The sequence below is a fragment of the Pseudovibrio sp. M1P-2-3 genome (assembly GCF_031501865.1).
Classification (GTDB): Bacteria; Pseudomonadota; Alphaproteobacteria; order Rhizobiales; family Stappiaceae; genus Pseudovibrio; species Pseudovibrio corallicola.
In genome coordinates, this window is the sequence record NZ_JARRCW010000008.1 from 1 (window position 1) to 18,615 (window position 18,615).

Annotated in this window: 24 protein-coding genes; 13 read left to right on the top strand and 11 right to left on the bottom strand. The window is 52.1% G+C overall.

Features of this window, described 5'->3' with window-relative positions:
* The coding region (locus P6574_RS21850) for a DNA-methyltransferase (protein ID WP_310622456.1) at positions 1 to 1,089 on the top strand (1,089 nt) is incomplete at its 5' end.
* A gap of 79 nt (positions 1,090 to 1,168) precedes the next feature.
* On the opposite strand, the gene P6574_RS21855 is transcribed toward P6574_RS21850, so the two are convergent.
* The 3 genes from P6574_RS21855 to P6574_RS21865 all read right to left on the bottom strand — a co-directional run bounded on the left by P6574_RS21855 (position 1,169) and on the right by P6574_RS21865 (position 2,895).
* Complete coding sequence (locus P6574_RS21855) at positions 1,169 to 1,474, bottom strand: hypothetical protein (RefSeq protein ID WP_310622457.1); 306 nt, start codon at positions 1,472 to 1,474, stop codon at positions 1,169 to 1,171.
* The gene (locus P6574_RS21860) at positions 1,474 to 2,178 is read right to left on the bottom strand and encodes an AAA family ATPase (RefSeq protein WP_310622458.1); all 705 of its coding nucleotides are present in this window, start codon (positions 2,176 to 2,178) and stop codon (positions 1,474 to 1,476) included. Before P6574_RS21860 ends, P6574_RS21855 begins: the two co-directional genes overlap by 1 nt.
* A gap of 411 nt (positions 2,179 to 2,589) precedes the next feature.
* Positions 2,590 to 2,895: a helix-turn-helix domain-containing protein gene (locus P6574_RS21865; RefSeq protein ID WP_310622459.1), complete on the bottom strand. Its 306-nt coding sequence runs from the start codon at positions 2,893 to 2,895 to the stop codon at positions 2,590 to 2,592.
* A 106-nt stretch (positions 2,896 to 3,001) separates the two neighbouring features.
* Between P6574_RS21865 and P6574_RS21870 the strand changes: the two genes are divergently transcribed.
* Together P6574_RS21870 and repC are read left to right on the top strand one after the other, a co-directional pair.
* Complete coding sequence (locus P6574_RS21870) at positions 3,002 to 3,229, top strand: hypothetical protein (protein WP_310622460.1); 228 nt, start codon at positions 3,002 to 3,004, stop codon at positions 3,227 to 3,229.
* Between the two features lie 434 nt (positions 3,230 to 3,663).
* Positions 3,664 to 5,259, top strand: coding sequence for a replication initiation protein RepC (gene repC / locus P6574_RS21875; RefSeq protein WP_310622461.1), 1,596 nt, complete (start codon positions 3,664 to 3,666; stop codon positions 5,257 to 5,259).
* Positions 5,260 to 5,322: 63 nt separating this feature from the next.
* On the opposite strand, the gene P6574_RS21880 is transcribed toward repC, so the two are convergent.
* The 6 genes from P6574_RS21880 to P6574_RS21905 form a co-directional block, all read right to left on the bottom strand.
* On the bottom strand, positions 5,323 to 5,544 hold the full coding sequence (locus P6574_RS21880; protein ID WP_310622462.1) for a hypothetical protein: 222 nt from the start codon (positions 5,542 to 5,544) through the stop codon (positions 5,323 to 5,325).
* Positions 5,537 to 5,857 carry a hypothetical protein gene (locus tag P6574_RS21885; protein ID WP_310622463.1) on the bottom strand — a complete coding sequence of 107 codons (321 nt, stop codon included), beginning with the start codon at positions 5,855 to 5,857 and terminating at the stop codon, positions 5,537 to 5,539. The genes P6574_RS21880 and P6574_RS21885 overlap by 8 nt, the downstream gene beginning before the upstream one ends.
* A 546-nt stretch (positions 5,858 to 6,403) precedes the next feature.
* A complete protein-coding gene (locus P6574_RS21890) occupies positions 6,404 to 6,619 on the bottom strand; it encodes a helix-turn-helix domain-containing protein (protein WP_310622464.1) in 216 nt (71 codons plus the stop codon).
* Positions 6,620 to 6,942: 323 nt separating this feature from the next.
* The gene (locus tag P6574_RS21895; protein ID WP_310622465.1) at positions 6,943 to 7,986 is read right to left on the bottom strand and encodes a tyrosine-type recombinase/integrase; all 1,044 of its coding nucleotides are present in this window, start codon (positions 7,984 to 7,986) and stop codon (positions 6,943 to 6,945) included.
* Positions 7,987 to 8,104: 118 nt separating this feature from the next.
* Complete coding sequence (locus P6574_RS21900) at positions 8,105 to 8,686, bottom strand: recombinase family protein (protein WP_310622466.1); 582 nt, start codon at positions 8,684 to 8,686, stop codon at positions 8,105 to 8,107.
* Positions 8,687 to 8,695: 9 nt separating this feature from the next.
* The gene (locus P6574_RS21905; RefSeq protein ID WP_310622467.1) at positions 8,696 to 8,905 is read right to left on the bottom strand and encodes a helix-turn-helix domain-containing protein; all 210 of its coding nucleotides are present in this window, start codon (positions 8,903 to 8,905) and stop codon (positions 8,696 to 8,698) included.
* A gap of 636 nt (positions 8,906 to 9,541) precedes the next feature.
* Between P6574_RS21905 and P6574_RS21910 the strand changes: the two genes are divergently transcribed.
* On the top strand, positions 9,542 to 10,150 hold the full coding sequence (locus P6574_RS21910) for a recombinase family protein (protein ID WP_310622468.1): 609 nt from the start codon (positions 9,542 to 9,544) through the stop codon (positions 10,148 to 10,150).
* Between the two features lie 60 nt (positions 10,151 to 10,210).
* Here P6574_RS21910 and P6574_RS21915 read toward each other — a convergent pair whose 3' ends face one another.
* Together P6574_RS21915 and P6574_RS21920 are read right to left on the bottom strand one after the other, a co-directional pair.
* Positions 10,211 to 10,597, bottom strand: coding sequence for a hypothetical protein (locus P6574_RS21915; RefSeq protein WP_310622469.1), 387 nt, complete (start codon positions 10,595 to 10,597; stop codon positions 10,211 to 10,213).
* Positions 10,590 to 10,826 carry a hypothetical protein gene (locus P6574_RS21920; RefSeq protein ID WP_310622470.1) on the bottom strand — a complete coding sequence of 79 codons (237 nt, stop codon included), beginning with the start codon at positions 10,824 to 10,826 and terminating at the stop codon, positions 10,590 to 10,592. The genes P6574_RS21915 and P6574_RS21920 overlap by 8 nt, the downstream gene beginning before the upstream one ends.
* A 241-nt stretch (positions 10,827 to 11,067) precedes the next feature.
* Here P6574_RS21920 and P6574_RS21925 point away from each other — a divergent pair, with 241 nt between their 5' ends.
* The 9 genes from P6574_RS21925 (at position 11,068) to P6574_RS21965 (ending at position 18,550) form a co-directional block, all read left to right on the top strand.
* Positions 11,068 to 11,460: an HNH endonuclease gene (locus tag P6574_RS21925; RefSeq protein WP_310622471.1), complete on the top strand. Its 393-nt coding sequence runs from the start codon at positions 11,068 to 11,070 to the stop codon at positions 11,458 to 11,460.
* Between the two features lie 312 nt (positions 11,461 to 11,772).
* Positions 11,773 to 12,273 carry a phage terminase small subunit P27 family gene (locus tag P6574_RS21930; protein WP_310622472.1) on the top strand — a complete coding sequence of 167 codons (501 nt, stop codon included), beginning with the start codon at positions 11,773 to 11,775 and terminating at the stop codon, positions 12,271 to 12,273.
* Positions 12,239 to 13,864, top strand: a complete 1,626-nt coding sequence (locus tag P6574_RS21935; RefSeq protein WP_310622473.1) for a terminase large subunit — start codon at positions 12,239 to 12,241, stop codon at positions 13,862 to 13,864. Before P6574_RS21930 ends, P6574_RS21935 begins: the two co-directional genes overlap by 35 nt.
* A 1-nt stretch (position 13,865) precedes the next feature.
* Positions 13,866 to 15,095 (top strand): phage portal protein, encoded by a 1,230-nt coding sequence (locus tag P6574_RS21940; protein ID WP_310622474.1) that lies wholly within the window; start codon positions 13,866 to 13,868, stop codon positions 15,093 to 15,095.
* The gene (locus P6574_RS21945; protein ID WP_310622475.1) at positions 15,085 to 15,915 is read left to right on the top strand and encodes a head maturation protease, ClpP-related; all 831 of its coding nucleotides are present in this window, start codon (positions 15,085 to 15,087) and stop codon (positions 15,913 to 15,915) included. Before P6574_RS21940 ends, P6574_RS21945 begins: the two co-directional genes overlap by 11 nt.
* 12 nt (positions 15,916 to 15,927) lie before the next feature.
* On the top strand, positions 15,928 to 17,172 hold the full coding sequence (locus tag P6574_RS21950) for a phage major capsid protein (protein WP_310622476.1): 1,245 nt from the start codon (positions 15,928 to 15,930) through the stop codon (positions 17,170 to 17,172).
* Between the two features lie 72 nt (positions 17,173 to 17,244).
* Positions 17,245 to 17,643, top strand: a complete 399-nt coding sequence (locus P6574_RS21955; RefSeq protein WP_310622477.1) for a hypothetical protein — start codon at positions 17,245 to 17,247, stop codon at positions 17,641 to 17,643.
* Complete coding sequence (locus P6574_RS21960) at positions 17,636 to 18,214, top strand: head-tail connector protein (RefSeq protein WP_310622478.1); 579 nt, start codon at positions 17,636 to 17,638, stop codon at positions 18,212 to 18,214. The genes P6574_RS21955 and P6574_RS21960 overlap by 8 nt, the downstream gene beginning before the upstream one ends.
* Positions 18,215 to 18,550, top strand: coding sequence for a phage head closure protein (locus P6574_RS21965; RefSeq protein ID WP_310622479.1), 336 nt, complete (start codon positions 18,215 to 18,217; stop codon positions 18,548 to 18,550).
* The last annotated feature ends 65 nt before the right edge of the window (positions 18,551 to 18,615 follow it).

The window sequence follows — 18,615 nt, forward strand, 5'->3', positions numbered from 1 at the left end:
ATGGAATTTATAGAGGAAGCAGTGCGCTATGGGCGTGCGACCTTACTGCATGGTGATTGTCTGGAGCGTATGGCAGAGTTGCCGGATCAATCTATAGATCTAATTCTCACGGACCCCCCTTATTTTCGCGCCATTAAGGAAGATTGGGATCGGCAGTGGCAGGACGCTTCCGCTTTTTTGGCATGGCTGGATAAGGTGGCAGCTGAGTGGCAACGGCTTTTGAAGCCCAACGGTTCCCTTTACTGTTTTGCTTCTCCGCAAATGGCAACAAAAGTGGAAACTCTTCTTTCAAAACGGTTTTTTATTCTGAACTCTATTCGTTGGGTGAAGGAAGCGGGGAACTTTAACAAAGTAAGCGCGGCTACACAGCGGCGTTACGTGACCAATTGGGAGGCGTGTATCTTTGCCGAACCGCTGGCCGGGGACGCAGTGGCCAAGAACTCCAGCAGTTACTCCGCCAAATGCGACAGTTTGCGCGGTGAGGTCTTCGCGCCGCTGAGGGAGTATATTTGCGGCGAGTTTGAACGGGCTGGAATGCTTAACAGTGCAGGGAAAAGGGCCGCAGATAAAGTATGCGGGGTTAAGGCGATGGCCAGTCGCCATTATTTTGGAAAAGCACAGTGGGCACTTCCGACGAAAGAACACTATGAGGCTATGCGTGGCTTGTTAAATGACAATGACAATGGCGATGGGCCATATCTCACCAAAGACCCCGATTTTTTGCAGGAGAATTATACCTATTTAAAAAAAGAATATGAAACTTTGCGGCAAGAGTTTGAAGAGTTGCGCCGCCCTTTCACACCGACGCAAGGCTTGTTGCAACGGGATACGTGGAGTTTCAAACCCGTTCAAGGCTATCCCGGCAGACACCCGTGCGAAAAGCCACAGGCTATGCTTGCCCACATTTTGGAGGTCTCCAGCCGCCCCGGTGCTGTGGTTCTGGACAGTTTTATGGGCGGCGGTTCGGCGGGTGTTGCCTGCCAACGGTTGGGACGTACGTTTATCGGCATTGAGCGGGATGCCGGGTATTTTGTCGGGGCTTGTCAACGTTTGGATCTTGTCGCGGCGGAGCTGCCGCTGGTGGGGTAATACTAAGGAAATACCAAAGGCTGCCGAAAACTCTGTTAGGTTCAACAACAGGGGCCGCCCCTTGTTGTTGAACTACTTCTCAGCTTTGCTTATCGCCAATCAGGCGGAAATAGTCAGCAACAATTGACACAATGGCAGAGGGTCGTTTCTGCCCGTCGCCCTTGTCGTCCCGGTAGGCATCGACTTTTTCAGCAAGCGCCGTTGGCATCGAGAGTAATATCTTGACTTTCGGATCTTCCTTGGGCCGACCCCGGCCTTTTGGCGCGAGGTCGGCCCGCTTGCCTTCCTCTGCTTTTTCCATAAACGCTCGTTCCTGGTCTGAATAGCCTTCTGGTATTGGGGGGGTGGGGCGCTTGCGGAGGCCGGGCTTGACGGTGTTGACCATTAGCTTAGTCCTTCAAGAATGGCGCTTAAAAATGCGTTGTGTTCGTGGCTGGCTTTGGGGTTGTACGGTTTGGCTTCGGTGACGCTGAGCCCGTGGCCGGCGGCCTCGGCCCAGACTTCCCGTTTGACGATCACCGGATCAATTATATTAAACTGCGGGTAGGTCTCCTTAATGTGGTCAATTGATTTTTGATTGTCCGGCCCCCGGTCGCGGCCAAAATTAATCACTGCTTGGGTTTGGAGCCCTTCATTGACTTCCCGTGCCTCAAGCAGCATTTCTGAAAGCCCGTCCAGCGCCCATAAATCAAAGGAGCGCGGCGGAGTAGGCACCACCATCTTGTCAGCCTCTAACAGCGCGGCGCGCAGCGGGCCGTTGTCCTGCCCGCCGACATCGATGACAATGTGCTGATAGTTTTTGCGGTTGGAGCGCACTTGACGGCGCATGTCGCCCTTGCCCACCTTGATGCAGTCAAATTTGGCAGCGTCTGGAAGCTCCGGGTTCTCATAGCGAATGGTGGTGAAATCGTTGGCGGTGCCTTGTTTATCTGCATCCATGACCAGCACTTTGTCGCCGCCATGGGTTTTGGCGAGGTGCGCGGCAAGGTTGCAAGCAAGCGTCGTTTTACCCACCCCGCCCTTGATTGATGCAATAGCCCACACGTAACAAACAGTTTCCTGATCCCCGTTCGTATGTACTTTGGTCATAGAACTCCCCTTTATGAATATATCTTTATGCAAATATATATGAAAAAATATACAATGCAAATAAATGTATATTTAAGGATATATAAAAATATATAAAAAGCCCGTTATAGTAGCAGAGTCTATAAAATGCCTCGTGACAAACGCCGTTCAAAATGGGATGTAATTAGGGCGTACATCAAGCTTTAGTTTTGACTAAGCAGGGGCGGACCGTCTGTCCGCCCCTGCTTAGTCAAGGCCTTTCAACCCACGTAAAACCGCCCACAAGGAACTGAAGCCTCAATTCAAGGTGGTGATAATCAAAGACGTATTGCAATTTTTTAAATGGGAGTGTTGGGAATGGACCAACTCGCAAAAGATATGAAACAAATAATAACCATTGCGGAAGGTCTTCCGATTGTCGAGCGTATGGACCTACTTTTGGCCGTCGGCAAAGCCTCGGGCCACCTTCAGCAAGATCGCCCGGTTGTCAGCGTTGAGCCCAGCAAAGACCTTCATGAAGTCTCCGAACCCCTCGGGGGTGCCCTCGCCAGTCATGATGTAGACCGGGTCAACTCCGAGTAGCTCGCACAGCTCAAACAGCTTGGGGGCTGCAGGTGTTTTACCTTGAGTGATCTGGTAAATATATTGCGACCCCATATCCAGCTCGGCGGCCAACTCCCGTTTTGAGCGTGGGTCATTTTCCACCGCTTCTTTCAAACGCTCTTGCCATGTGCTCATGGTTCTCACCCCATTTTTACGAATTAATATATTTGTGTGTCTTTATCACCCTAAAGGCAACATATTAAGAGTATATGGCTTGACTATGTACTCTATAGAGTATTTTATGAGCGCTATGGAGCAAGACCTTTTAAGCGCGATTTTGGAGCATTTAGAATTTAGAGCCGAGATCGGCCAGCCATTGTGTGAGCAAAATGCAGGGTTTTATGCTGTCAAAAATAAGCAACTCGTCTCGCGATTAAAAAACGGAAAAACCGTTACACTCCAGACATATAATCGGGCGCTGGCTTGGATTGACACAGACAAAAAGAAGCTGCGAAATGCTAGAAAATAATTTTCAAAATACAATTAAAGCAGTGGGTCCAAAGAGGACGCACAATTCTGGGTTGAAGTCGATACCAATAAATTATGGCGGTGAAGTAATTTCTTTGCCTGCCGTGGGGATTATTGAGGATCATTTGCTAAATGAGTCGGCTCTCCCGTTAAAACCGGGGCGGTTTATCCCCCGTGGAGCGGCCCCCGCTGATCAGATCCATTTGATTAACCTGAAGAGCGCGTGCATTATGGGCGGCGTGGGGAATCAATAAAAAAATCCGAGTAGCTGCAAACTACTCGGATTTCACCGATTTCTCGGAATTCACTGGACTAAGGTTAAGGGCCTTAGTTACCAATTGGCCTTATCGTCGCTGATGTAGGTCAAAACTGGTGAGATATTGACATGTAAACTCCCTTGTTGTCAAGATCCACCCGGATAAATGAGCATCATTTATGACCGTAAATTTTGACGGTACAACACCTCCCCCCCGGCCCGTTGCCGGCTTTCGTAAAATGACCCCGGCGATGATCCAAAGCCAACATTTGGCCACCGATGGCGTGCGTGCGACCACCTCCAAACGCCAAGTGGCGATGGCGGTTAAAACGGCAGCCCCGGCCCTTGGCGTTGATGGGGTCGCCTTTCATATTTTTGATATGCTGCTGGGCATGGCCCGCAGCGATGACTTTTCCAAAGGCCGTCGCCCGGTGGTCTCCATTTCCAATGAAAAGCTGTGTGGCTATGTTCAGCGCTCAACACGCACCGTCTCCCGTGCCTTGCGGCGGCTGTGTGAAGCTGGGGTACTGTCCTATCATGACAGTCCGTCCGGCAAGCGCTTCGCACAAGCCAAGTCGGGCGAAGCGTACGGGTTGGACCTGTCGCCCGCTGCCAACCGGGTTGCGGAACTGGAACGGCTGGCGGCTGACTTTAAGCAGGCGTTGGCGGCGCAAAAGCAGGCACAAAGGGCTGTAACCCGGTATACGCGCCAGATTATCGACCTCGAACCGGTCTTTGTTGAGGTTGGCTGCGATTACTGCGAGATTAAAACCCAACTGGATAAGGTGCTAGCGAGTGCCACTAGCTGCGCCGACAAAGCTGAAAGCCTCGCGATCATCTATGCGCACGGCTGCGCGGTGATTGCGTTGGACCTGTCGCCCGCTGCCAACCGGGTTGCGGAACTGGAACGGCTGGCGGCTGACTTTAAGCAGGCGTTGGCGGCGCAAAAGCAGGCACAAAGGGCTGTAACCCGGTATACGCGCCAGATTATCGACCTCGAACCGGTCTTTGTTGAGGTTGGCTGCGATTACTGCGAGATTAAAACCCAACTGGATAAGGTGCTAGCGAGTGCCACTAGCTGCGCCGACAAAGCTGAAAGCCTCGCGATCATCTATGCGCACGGCTGCGCGGTGATTGCGTTGGACAATGCCGACCCGCACCCCGCCCCTGCCACCGACAAAGCACTAGATATGTCACCCGTGGGTGACAAAATTGACCCCCACTTACATATTACAATCCCTCAAACATTTATAAATAGTAATGAAACGCGGCCTCTTTCTGACGAAAGAGACTTTAATTTATCTGATAAGATCAAGCGGCCAGCCCCTGACGGGACTGACATCAGTTTACTCCCCCCCCCGGCACAAAGCCGGAGGGTAAAAAAAGGCTTTGAAGACCAGCCTGTGGGCGAGGCTTCGGCCCGTCAAGCTCCTGCCGGGGATATTTTGCACGCCCTTTCCATTGGCCTGTTGGCTACCGCCACCCGCACTTGCCAGACCGATTTCGGATTTTGTTTGCAAAGTTGGGCCGATCTTGCCGACAATGCCGAAACTTTGCGACTGGCGGCACAACTCTCCCAGTCCAATTGGAAACGCGCCGTGGCCGCCATAGGGCTTAACGCCGCCGCCTCTGTGCTGTTGGTCGCCGTTGAAAAGACCCTGCGCGGCCACAGCCAGATTAAAAACACCGCCGGGTATTTTTGCGCCTGTATTGAGCGGGCCAAAGATGGCAAGTTGGCCTTGTCGCGCTCGGTGTGGGGGTTGTCAAACGCTTAAAAACCCTAAAAACAACAAAATCAAAGGGGATTAAATGGCAAAAGGAAACCGAACCCGCCGCCTTCAAGGAGCCGCGCGCACCAAAAGCGGCCAACTGTCCCGCTCCAAAGCGGCGCTGGCAGCGCGGGCCTCTGGGCAGGCCGCTGACACCATGTCCACCGCCACCGCGCAGCGCCGTAAGCACTTTGGCCTTAAAGGCACGCAGGCGTCGTCGCCGCTGGCGGGCAGCGTCTTGGGCCGGTTGTTGTTAAACGGACGCTCAGGCGCAGCTGCGGGCCTAAACACCTGCCAATATCAGGCCGGCCTGTGGCTGGCCGACGCCTATAACGAGTTGGCCGGTGCCCTTGACAGTCCGGGCTGGCACCAGATGAAGGCACCAACCGGCGGCCTCCCGCCCGCAGATCCCGTCCTTGCCCGCCGCGCCGTGCGGGCCAAATTGAAATGGGACTGCATATGCGCGGCTTTGGATCAGGCTGGTGCCGCGCACGGGGACGCGCGGTTGAAACAGCTGGTCCTGAACTGCGTCTTTGCGGACAGCGCCCCGACAAACGCGGCAGCACTCCAGCTCCTCAAACTTGGGCTTAACACGCTGGATCATCTAAAAGCCGCGCGGTTTTAATATTAAAATATATATAATTATATTTATAGAAATAAACTAATAGAGATAAATATAAAGAACTGTAAAATGCCAGTGCCCCTGCCCCGTCCCCCCATGGACGGGGCAGGTTTTTTTGTGCCTTGTTATGTAAAAAAATTGACATCTTATAAAAATTATTTGACAGAACTCTACCCCGCCCGCTGCCCGGTCGTGTGCTTTCTTGAGGCGCAGTGCCGGCAAGTCTACTCTAGTCTCTTACAACCGCTGCGGGCCGTAAACAGGGCGTTAATCGCGAACAAAGCGAATTCTTCTCCTGTTTTCCCTCTGCCCGCGAAACCTTAATCAAACCAACGGCCACAAGCCGCCGCGTGGGACAGCTTTGTCACGGTGCGGGACGTCGGGCGGATGCACAAAAAAAAGACCGCAGCGCGTAGCGACGGTCTTGGGCAGCGGCGGCCCTGTGGGCCTTGGTTGACAAAAACGACTAGCTTTCCGATTTGGTTGCCCACCCCGGCGCTGCTGCGCTGTGTGGGCAGACCCCGCGCCTTATGCCTCTGTATACTCGGTAATCCCGACTTGAAGCGCCGCACAAGCCAGCTCGATGGATTTAGGGATCTCGACCGTTTTTGACGGGTTGTCCCGGCGGACCCCGTTTTCATAGTTTACAATCGTATCCCGTGAGACACCTAGCGCTTTTGCGGCCTCTGCTTGAGATTTAAAGCCGTTTATTCTGCGCCACTTCTTGAACTGTTTAGGGGTCATGTGGTATCCTTTTTTTCAGAAAAAGGAAGGTGTCGCGCCTTGTTGCTCCGGGAGGGGCTAGGGCTTTCGCCCCAACCCCAAGAGGGTTTTATTTTAAGAACACAGTTATTTCGACTGTCAGACCGAGTAATTTGATCTTAAAACCGACTTTCCGGACTTTCATCAGCGCTTCACCTTCCTTTCTAGTTTGCTAAGGAATCCCCCCCCTTAGGGGGGGTATGTATCATTATAGCGTACTAAGTACACAAAGTCAACTAAAAAGTGTACTATGTACAAAAAATTGACCGGGTTTCGGTCGCACTGCTGTTATCTATTGCGAGCGTCTAAATGCGTTCAAGGTAGCCAGACGACTCAAGCCCGATTTTTTCACGGTCGGCCTTCTGGGTGTAAAGTTCCGCCATCTTGCTTGTTTTCCAACCAAACAGCGCCATCAGCCGCATGGTTGAGGCCCCTTGTTCGGCGGCGCGTGTGGCCAGTCCTTTGCGGATGCCGTGTGCGGAGCCGTCCACGCCGGCCTGCGCACAGCGCTTTTTGAACCATTGATAAAACGCCTTTGAATTGTGAAAGGGCTCACCGGTTGTTGGCAGCGTTAAGAACGTGTCCCCGCTGGCTTGCGAGGCGGTGAGGGCGTCTTCCAGCCCTTGAGTTGCGCGGATTGAGACGGGCGTTTTACTTTTGCGGCTGGTGTAGCGGATGATCCCGGCCTTGAGGTCTTCCGGTCCCAGCTGGATCACATCGCCCACCCGCGCACCGGTGCTGGCGAGCAGTTCAAACGCAAGCCGTTCCTGTGTGCCCAATGCAAAGGCTGCGGTGAAGCGCTCAAAATCCTTGTCTGCCCAGCTATAAAAGCCGTCTGTGTTGTGCTTGTAATAGGAAACACCGGTTGTCGGGTCACGGTCAATCAGTTCCACATACAGTGCCCACTTGACCAGCGCCCGGAAGGTTTTTAGCAGCTGGTTGGCCGCTTCGGGGGTGTGCTGCAGGTCGTTCATTTTGCGCTTGATATCTTTGGAGGTTACTCGGTCAAAGCGGGCGGTTTCCCATTTCTCCCGGATCTTCTTAAACCCGCACAGTTGGTATTTCTGGGTAGAGGGTTGGTTTTTGTTGTAAGCCGCGCTGGTTAAATACTCATTGATCAGCCAGCCGATTAAGTGGCGGTTTTTCGCTTTGCGGGGCCGTGGGTCTGCTTGGCTGGAAAGTTCGGCTATGGCCTTTGCGTAACTGGTGAGAAATAGTGGGGTGTTTGGGGTATCTGGTAGCCTGATCCTGCGGCCCCGTGCATAGCGGCGGGCGTAATATACAACCTTGCCAGAGGGCCGGGTTGCCTTGTCGATGTAGGGCAGTTTAGGCGCTGTTTGGGTGGTCATTGTTGAGACTTCTTTTTTCTGGGAAGTCTCAACATATTGGGGTGTGATGTCAACTTAGCACAACTAAAGCCTCTTTTTATATATTTTAAGATATAAATAAATATGTAAATATATCTCTTTATTTGGCGGTGCTATTCTCTATTTTCAGCTCTTTCTTAATTCGAATAATGCTGCTGCGATGCTTGCCAAGCTTCCGGGCTATCTGGCTGTTGTTAAATCCGGCCTCGACCAGCGCTTGCACTTTTTCGCGGTTGATGGTGGGCACTCCCCCCTTGTACACTCCGCGCTGCTTGGCTGCGCTGATGCCTTCTGCTTGGCGCTCATTGATCAAGCTACGCTCAAACTGCGCAAAGCTTCCCATGATGTTGAGAATTAGAGTACCCATTGCATCCGCGCCTTGTGCGGCACAGGTTAGGTTTTCTTTGACGAAGTGAACCGCCGCGCCTTTATCGTTGATGCTGCCAACAATCTCATGAAGATCTGTCAGAGATCGCGCTAGGCGGTCCATTGACGCGACGGTGACGCAATCGCCGCGCCGGATTTTGATCAGCAATTCAGTTAGTCCAGGGCGGCTTTTATCAGCCCCGCTTATTTCGTCCGTAACAATGTTTTCCAGATCCACCCCAGCCCCTTGCAGCGCGGTGAGCTGGCGGGCGGTGTTTTGTTGGCCCGTTGAAACGCGGGCATAACCTAGTTTCATGGGTGCTCCTTAGTTGGACTGTGGCCATTCTGGTGGGCGGTAGCCTGCAAGCATCCATTCCAGCACACGGCAGGCGATGGGGTTAGGTGGGCGGGCAGATCCGCCGTGTTCTGCTTCCCATTTGCGGATAGTGCGCGGGTCAGTGTTTAAGATGGCACCAAGTTGGGATGCGGAAAGCCCTAGGGCTTCCCGCGCTGCCTTAAATTCTTGTGGCGTCATGTGTTGGCCCTTGGCTAGTTAAAGAATGCCGCTATTTGTGGCAGGTAGAAAACGACTAAAAAGGCCACAAAGAGTGCTGCAAGTGTTATGGCTAATTTTCGTTGTTTGGTCATATAAAACCCTTTATAGTCTCTCTTAGGAGCAGTGGGAGGGCTAGACCCCCTCCCACTCTTCAAGTTACCAGTGTCTTACGACGTTCGCGATAATAACAACCGCGATGATGACTTGAAGGACGAAGCTAAGTACTTCAAAAGACATTAGCTTTTCTCCTGAATTGAGGGCGGGGCCATTCCCGCCCTTTCAACACCCTCAACATAGGCCCGTTGGGCCTATCTGTCAATCTTAAATTGCGGAAAATACAAGACAAAACCCCGCTTTTACGGGGCTGCATGCTTGGCCGCTGTTGTTTCTGGGTGTAGGTGAGGCGTTATTGTTGCCCCGGTGAATATTCAACCCAGAAGCAACACCCCCGCCCGCTAATTTCAAAATGCCAAGCCCCGCCGCTTCTGGGTGTACCCAGAAACAACACTACTATGTGTAAATAAAATAAAATAAAATATATTAATTATTTTACAATGGCGTGATATGTAAATTAAATATATAAAATACATTTAATTAATTTACAGGCGGTTGGTGATGGTAGTTCACGGTTATATTAGAACGGATGAATACGAAGACAGCGCAGATAAACAGGCGCGTGAGCTGGAAGAGTTCGGCTGCACTTCTCTTCATTGGGACGAGGGAGTTAAGCGCCGAACATTTATCAAGCCCGCATTTAAGAAGATGATGCAGGCGACAACGCCGGGGGACGCGCTGGTATTTTGTTCCTTGGACCGGGTTGCTGAATATCAAAATGATATTGCCGAATTTTTTACCGTATGCGAAACGTTGCGGCTGCATGTGGTTGTGTTGCGTGAGGATCTGGATACAAGAGAAGACCCGTCCATTTTTCGCACTATGGCCGCATTAAACGCATTTGCTGCGGATTTACGTCAAGAGCGCAGGGCCGCTAAGATTTCCAGCAGGGCAGGCAGGCCCGCCAAGTTGAGTGCAGAAGACCGCAATAAGGCCCGAAAGCTGATGGGTGCAGGCTCTAGTATAGCAGCTACAGCGCGGGATCTGGGGTGTTCGCGGCCCACTCTTTACGCAATGATTAGAGAAGACGAGGCCACAGAGACGAATAAACACGGCGCTCAGGTGGATATTGAAGACCTACTTAAATTAGTAAATGAAAAAGCCCGCTAATTGCGGGCTGGACCTTTCAGGTAGCGCTCTAACAGAGTAGGGCCGTGAAGTGCTGACGTTCTAGGCGGGTGCTATTACCTGCCTCTTTAATATGTGGCCATAGCGAGCGTTGGTTGCTTGTGCAAACACGGCCCATTCCTGACGGCGTACCCCGCGCCCTGTTATCTGGGGGTCTGTCACCGCGTGGTCACATATTATTACCCCGTCGAAGCCGTTTAGCATGTGTGTCGCTGTGTGGGTCGAAATAAACTTAATCGGTACACCTGAAACAATGGCCTTGGACTGGCTGAGTACGGCCCTTTCTTGAATGCCAAAACTAGTCAAGATGCTGAAAGAGAGTCTAAGGTCATTCGGATTTAAGCAGACATAAACGACAGCAACCCCATGCTGCGCAATCTTGATGACTTCCTTTAGTTGCGCTGTTGTCCTGCCTGATTGTCTACACATAGCGGGCCTCTATAGCGCTTGTGTCGGCGTGGTGGGTTTCGCAGCGCTTGAGTAGACGCTCAGGATTTTTTTCCACCCCTATATGCTCTTTAAACCCATGCTTATAAATGCAGGTGGCAAAATGTTGAGATCCGATCAGAGGCTGGATTTGGTAAGCCCGATTGCTGGTTGTTCGAGCTATTGCCCCGTGCTTGCTGTGGGCGTTGCCATGCCATTTGAGAACTGTCATTGTTGTTTTCCTTTAATCTCTTAAAAGTATCCTATAGGGTTCATTAAAGGTTATCCAGTGCTAAAAAATCAAGGATATTGACTCCTAAAGAGTACAATGGTTATTGTGCAGTCATAAATAGCGTGGAATTTTCTCACCCTCCCACGCAATAATAAGAGCGGGGCCTACCCGCCTTATTCTGGCGAGTTAAGTTAAACTTACTGCCCCGGCTCTGTTCCTCCCTAGAGCCGGGGCTTTTTATTTGGAGTGCTGGTCGATCTTTAAAAAAGACAGGCGCAGTGCTGAGGCCCAGTCCTATCGTAAACTATACAAAACTGCCCGGTGGAAACGTGAGCGCCTTGCCCACTTAGCCGAGCAGCCGCTGTGTGTGTTCTGTCTTGCGCGTGGGATTTTAAACGATGGGTCCAAGGACATGTTTGGTAGCCCTCAGGAAAACCTGAAACGGCGCTATCTGGTTGTTGACCATATCACGCCGCATAGAGGCGACGTTGCTTTGTTCTTTGATCAGCCGAAGCAAACGCTATGCCCGGATGATCATGACATTGTTAAGCAGGGTCTAGAAGTGCGCGGCTATTCGTTAGAGATTGGCGAAGACGGTTGGTTCATCGATCCGCGCCACCCTGCCAACCAATAGATACAACTTATCGCAAGGTCAGAGTGAATTATTCCGCAACGTAAGAATGCGGCGTACACCCTCCCTGAAGCCCCAGAAGGGAGGGGGGGTGCAAAAGTTTGGGGTAGGGCAGCCGGGGACCGGTGGGGATAGTCAAGTAAAAGCAATCGCGAAATTGAAAGGGGGGGTCAGATTTGAAAACCTACCCGGAAAATCTGGCGCAATTTCTACCCCTGAAAATTTACCCTTGTCAATCCTTAAATGAAATTAAAAACAATAAGTTAGAGGCGGTCCCTAAAGTTCTTTTAGGTGTTGCATCTGAAAGGGTTTTTCATGGCGCGTGCAGGACGAAAACCAAAACCAAACGCCGTGAAAGAGCTGGAAAATAACCCCGGCAAGCGGCCTCTTAATAAAACCGCCCCGGAGCCCCCAGAAGAGGTCGCCGAGCCCCCACTAGTTTTGACCGGCCCCGCACTGGAAGAATGGAAGCGGATTACGCCCGCCTTGCAGGCCATGGGCATGGCGTCAAGCGTAGACCAAGCGGCGCTGGCGGCATACTGCCAAGCGGTCGGAATCTGGGAAATAGCCAGTCAGCTGATGAAAGAGGCCGCCGAAAAAGACCCAATCGGGCGCGGCCTGACCGTAACAACCTCAAACGGGAACATCATTCAAAACCCTATCCTTGGCACTTTGAACCGGGCAGCCAAAGACGTGATTACCTATTCAGCTGAATTCGGCCTTACCCCGTCGGCGCGCTCGCGCCTGAACGTTGGCACGACAGGCAAGAAGAAAAACAAGTTTGCGGGGTTACGTGGCCGAGGTGGAGAAGGTTAAAAAATCACGCCGCCGCTTTGGCCGTGCCGAGCGGGTGATTGAATATATTGAAAATCTGACAATTCCAAGCGGTGAGGGGCAGGGCAGTTTTTTTGTACTGGAAGACTTTCAGCGGGATTTCATCAAGGATATTTACGCCGAACACAACATTTTGGGCCGGGGCTGGACCCGGCGCGTGCGGCGCGGGATTTTGTCTATTGCGCGCAAAAACGGAAAAACGGCGCTCATTGCCGCGCTGGTTCTGGTTCACTTGCACGGGCCAGAAGCGATTTATAACGGCGAGATTTACAGCGCAGCCAACAACAAGGATCAGGCAGCACAGGTCTATAAATTCATTTTTCAAATGATAGATCTTGATGAGGATTTAGCCGAAGATCTCGTGGTGGTGGACAGTAAAAAAACCATTACCTGCCCGCAATTTGCATCAAGCTTTACGGTTCTATCCAAGGACGCCAAAACCAAACACGGGTCCAGCCCGTCTGTTTGGATCTATGACGAGCTGGCGCAAAGCAAAGACCGCGAGCTTTTTGATACGCTCGATACGTCGCAGGGCGGGCGCTATGAGCCGCTTGGCTTGGTGATATCTACCCAGTCCAATGACCCTTTGCACCCGCTGTCTGAAATGATTGATGATGCGTTAACCGGCGTTGATCCTGATATTGTGGCGCACATCTACACGGTGCCGGAAGATCAGAAAAATATCTTTGACCCTAAATGCTGGAAGTTGGCCAACCCGGCGCTTGGCGTTTTTAGAAGCTTGGTGGATTTTGAAAGCATGGCACGCAAGGCTAAGCGCCTCAAATCGTTTGAGGCGGCGTTTCGGAACTTGTACCTCAACCAGCGTGTGAGCACCTTTACCACGCTGTTTGCAAAATCGGTGTGGATGGAGCGCAAAGGCGCGGCGGATCTTTATGAAGGGGAGGACGTACTTTTAAGCCTCGACCTGTCCGGGCGGCATGATTTGACCGCACTGGGAATTATCTCACTGGACGAGGGGGCAAGGTATCAAACGTACTTTTGGAAGCCGGAAGCGTATCTTGATGACCATTCAAAACGCGATAAGGTGCCCTATCGGACGTGGCATGACCAAGGGCTGCTAAACGTGTCACCGGGCGAGATTGTCGACCCGGCCTCTGTGGCGCTGTTTATTGGTGAAATTATGCAGGTCTTTAATGTGCGCGGGCTGGTGTATGACCGCTGGAACATTGACTACCTGATTAAAGATCTGGACCGGGCAGATATTGCCGCCAAGGTTTACAAGGACACTGAAAAAGACGAGCCGTATAATGGGCTTCTTTTATATCCGTGGGGGCAGGGATTTGTCTCTATGGGGCCTGCCATCACCGCACTAGAAAACCTTGTGCTCACCAACCAGCTGGAACATGACGGTCATCCCATTTTGACATGGAACGTCGCTAATGCGGTGATTGATACCGACCCGGCTGGCAACCGTAAATTTGATAAATCAAAAACACACTTAAGGATTGACGGGGCGCAAGCCTTGGCGATGGCTGCGGGAATGCGCGAGAAATTGGCCCCGGTAGATCCGTCAACCTCAGTCTATGAAGAACGCGGGGTTTTGTTGGCTTAAAATGGGATTATTCAGCAGTATTTTTAATAGATCAGACCCGCAAGCCGCACTAGAGGAACCGGCGGAAGGGTTTTCCGAATATGTCTATCTAGCAATCTACGAGGCGTTATCAAAAGGCGGTGTTAGGACTGAAGCGGGGATCGCGGTCAGCGTGGACACGGCGCTTAAAAACACAACCGTTTTACGCTGTGTGTCGCTGATTTCGTTTGCAATTGCTACGCTGCCCTTGTTCTTGCGCGAGCAGGGGACCAATAAGCGGGTTAAGGGGCATTCACTCTATAAAATCTTGAGCCTCAAGCCGAATGGATATCAGACCTCGTTTGAATTTAAAGCCCTTATGCAGCAATGGGCGCTGACATACGGCAACGCCTACGCCTTGATCATCAGACGCGGCCAGAAAGTGTTGCAGCTGACCCCGATACACCCTGATTATATCACGCCAAAACTGCGCACTGATTATCGGTTGGAGTATCACTACAAGCCGCCAAACGGCCCAAACCGGGTATTTCGTCAGGATGAAATATTTCAGCTGCGCTACGGTCTGTCCCGCGATGGGGTGACAGGGCTAAGCCTTGTTAAGCAAGCCGCCGAAACGATCGGTCTTGGACTTCAAGCCGATATTGCTGCGGCCAAGCTGTTTAGTAATGGCAATATTGGTAATGGTGCCTTGACGACTGAGGGCAAGTTAAGCCCTGAAGCCTATGAGCGCCTCAAGCAAAATATTGATGAATACAAAGGCGCAAAAAACGCTAACAGGACGATGATCTTAGAGGAAGGTCTGAAATTTTCGTCTTCAAAACAGACCGGCAAGGAAAGCCAGCACTTGGAAACCCGCCAGCACCAGATTGAAGAAATCGCCCGTGTTTTTGGTGTGCCGCGCCCGTTGGTTGGGGTTGCCGAAACGGCGTGGGGGTCTGGCATTGATGTGCTGGGACAATTGTTTGTTAGATACGGCTTGATGCCATGGTTTGAAAGTTGGGAACAGGCAATTTCAAGGGCGCTGCTCACAGATGAGGAAGCCGAAACCCTCGCGGCCTCGTTTGACCCGCAAGCGCTGTTGAAGGGGTCGCCAAAAGATCAGGCCGAGATTTGGGCCAAAGCGCTTGGCAGTGGGGGGCATCAAGGATGGATGAACCCACAAGAAATCCGGCAAAGCTCAGGCCTTGAGCCTACCGACGACCTCCCCCCGCCGCCCGGACAGCAAAAAAAAGAAGGCAGCAATGACCCTTAAAACACTTCCAGAAATTACCACCAAAGGCCTGCAAAATCCGCAGGCTTTAACTTTTGAGCCTGACGCAGATGCGTTAAGCCGCTGGGTTGATGTGAAGGCGGCTAAGACGGATACCTCTACAATTTCAATCTTGACCCGCATTGGTCCGAACTACGACAACGGGATCACCCCAAGCCGGATTGCAGCGGCTTTGCGGACAATCGGCAAAAAACCCGTAACTGTTGATATCAATTCACCGGGCGGCTCGTTCTTTGATGGGGTGGCCATTTACAACCAGTTGCGCGCGCATCCAGAAAAAGTAACCGTGAGAGTGCTGGGAGTTGCCGCTTCTGCGGCGTCAATTATTGCGATGGCCGGTGATGAAATCTTAGTGGGTAAACAGGCCTCTATGATGATCCATTGCGCGACCGGCGTTGCCGTTGGCAATAAGCGAGACATGCGAAAATCCGCTGAAACCCTAGATGTTTTTGATAAAAATATGGTTTCGGTTTACCGCGATAAGACCGGCAAGTCCTCAAACGAAATTAGCGAATTGCTCGATGCGGAAACATGGTTCAACGGTGAAGAAGCTGTAGAATTTGGACTTGCTGACGCGCTGTTGCCTGCCTCGGCACTTACCAAAGATCCCGCCCAACCAAACGCTAAAATGAAAGCGGTGGAAGAGATTGAAGCCGCTTTGATGGAGCGGGGGCTGTCTCAGGCCGAGGCCCGCGACGTTCTCGGATTGGCACAGGGGGCGGCCCCCGTGTCAAACGTAAGTTCAAACCAAGACGACGAACTAACTGAAGGCCTGCAAGACCTTCTCGCGTCCCTAAAATAAGGAATAATAAGAATGCAGAACGTGACACCAGCGCCCTCAGTCACCAAAAAGCGCGGCCTTGTGACAGTCAAAGCAGATGCGAGCACTCAAGATGCAAAGACGCTTTTGATAAGTGTGCAGGCCGCTGTGAAAGAACTGCGCGAAACCTCAGAGCAGCAGCAGGCAGAAATCAAGGCGCAGGTTAAAGATTGCGTGACCACTGAAAAACTTGATCGCGTCAATACCACTATTTCAGAGTTGCAAGGGGCCTTGGACAAACTTGCAACGCAGCAGGCCCATGCGTCCTTAGGCACTCCTGAAACTGCCCCAGTTGATGCAGAATATACGGCGGCCTTTAACGACATGATGGTCAGCGGCGTTGAAGCGTCAGGGCTTAACCGGTCTACAGGTGAACAAGGCGGCTTCCTCGCACCGTCTGAGTGGGATCGCACAATTGTAAGTCAGCTGCAGGAAGTCTCCCCCATGCGCCAGCATGCAACGGTGATTAATACGGATCGGGGAGAATTTAAGAAACTGTTCAATGTGGGCGGGACTGCGGCGGGCTGGGTTGGTGAAACTGACGTGAGAGAACCAACCGAAAACGCAAAATTCAAAGAGTTGCTTTTTACGGCCCATGAGCTTTATGCAATGCCCGCAGTCACCCAAAGCTTGCTCGACGATTCCGCAATTGATCTTGAAAAATTCATTGCCGATGAAGTTGAAATGGCCTTTGCCGAACAAGAAGGATTTGCATTTATCGGCGGCGACGGGGCTAAAAAACCGAATGGCTTCCTTTCCTATGCGTCCGGGGCCACCAATGCAACCTTGCATCCTGCTGGCGCTTTGAAGACCGTCGAGACGGCGGCAAGCGATGCTTTGACCTATGATGAGCTTCTTACTTTGGTTTACGACCTGCCGGCGCGGTATCGGATGAATGCAAAATTCATGATGAACAGCAACGCTTTGAGCAAGGTACGCACGCTCAAAGATAACGAAGGGCGCTATATCTGGCAGCCGTCTGGAGCTGAAGGCCAACCGCAAAAGCTTGCAGGTTACGGGGTGGCAGAAGCTGCCGAAATGCCAGATGTTGAAGCGGGGACAACACCGCTGGCATTTGGTGATTTTAAGCGCGGCTATTTGATTGTTGACCGCAAGGGCATTTCCGTCTTGAGAGACCCGTTTTCCAAGAAACCGTATGTTCTGTTTTATATCACCAAGCGCGTTGGCGGCGGCGTGATTGACCCCAAGGCCATCAACGTTATGAAAATGAAACCGTAGGCTTGCTGGTGTTCGGAAGGTCTAGGGGTCTCCCTCGGCCTTTTTTTATGTTTTACCTCTGAAGGGATACCCATGACAATCAGGAAAGCATCAACCCTGCGCCCGCCTGCTATAAAAAAAGCCGCCGCCAAGACAAAAGGTGAGGCGGTTCATCTGCGACAACCCAAGGTAAAAACGCCAGAAGCTGTCACAGCAGGCACGCCCACCCCCGCCCCACCGCCAGTCGTGAAAGAGCCTGCTAATCAGCAACCCAGCGGGGCAGATGCGGAGCAGCTGGCGAGTGCGGCACTTGAGCGAGCGGTTATAGAGCTGGGACTTGATAACATCCTTGAAGCCGCAAGGCTTATCAAACAGCAGGCCGCCACGGGGACGTCCCTAAGCCCGCCTTCTCCGGGTGGAATTGAAACGGAGGCGGATAAAGTCAAACGGTATGGACTTTGTCCCACGGCTTATGGAGTGGAGAATGAATAAACCCTTCCTGAAAACCCCGCCGCAAGAAGCGCTTATTCCGTTGCAGCTGGCCCGGCACCACTTGCGGATTGAAGGCGAGGACGAAGACAGCTTAATTGAAACCTATGTGGTAGCGGTCGAGAGTTATCTGGACGGGTGGAGCGGGTATCTCGGGCGGTGCCTGCTTGTGCAGGAGTGGTCACAGACTTTTGACAGGTTTACGCCTGAAATCCGCTTGCCGTTTCCAGACGTGCAAACTGTGACGGTTCGTTATCTGGACGGACACGGGGATTTTCAAACCCTCGCTCCAGAACGGGTGCAGCTGCGCGAAGATGCGCGGGGCTGTTTTCTGATTCCTGCCAAAGGCAGCTGTTGGCCGAGCCTGCCCGCCACGCCGGAATGCGTGCAGGTGGACATGATCGTCGGCTATGGCAGCCCGGACGATGTGCCCGCTTTTGTTAAACTGGCGGCGTTGCTCTTGTTGGGCCATTACTATGAAAACCGTGAAGCTGTGACGGTTGGTGTAACGTCGGCCCCGATGCCCATATCCGTAAATGCGCTTTTAAACGGGTACAGAGTGAGGCGGCTTTAAATGGCGCGTATTGGATTGATGCGGGATCGGGTAACCTTTCAACGGCGGGAAACCGTAGAGGACGGCGGCGGCGGCGTCTCTGTTATATGGGAAACAATTTCTAGAGTATCTGCGCACTACAAGCCCATGCGCGGCTCTGAAAAAGTGGAAGCCGGGGCAATCAGTAATCGCGGCTTGGGGATCTTGCGCGTGAGGGCGCTCGGTGCTGTTTTAAACCTCACTGTAGCGGACCGGGTTTTGATCAATACCCAGATCTATAATATTCGCGATATTATCCAGCCTGACCGCCGCCGCCGGTTTTTAGAGCTAACGATTGAAAGAGGGGCCGCTGTTTAAGCGGTTCCTGGTTCGGGCCTTGCATAGTCAGCAGGCGTGATTTCATGAAATGTAAGATGAGAAGA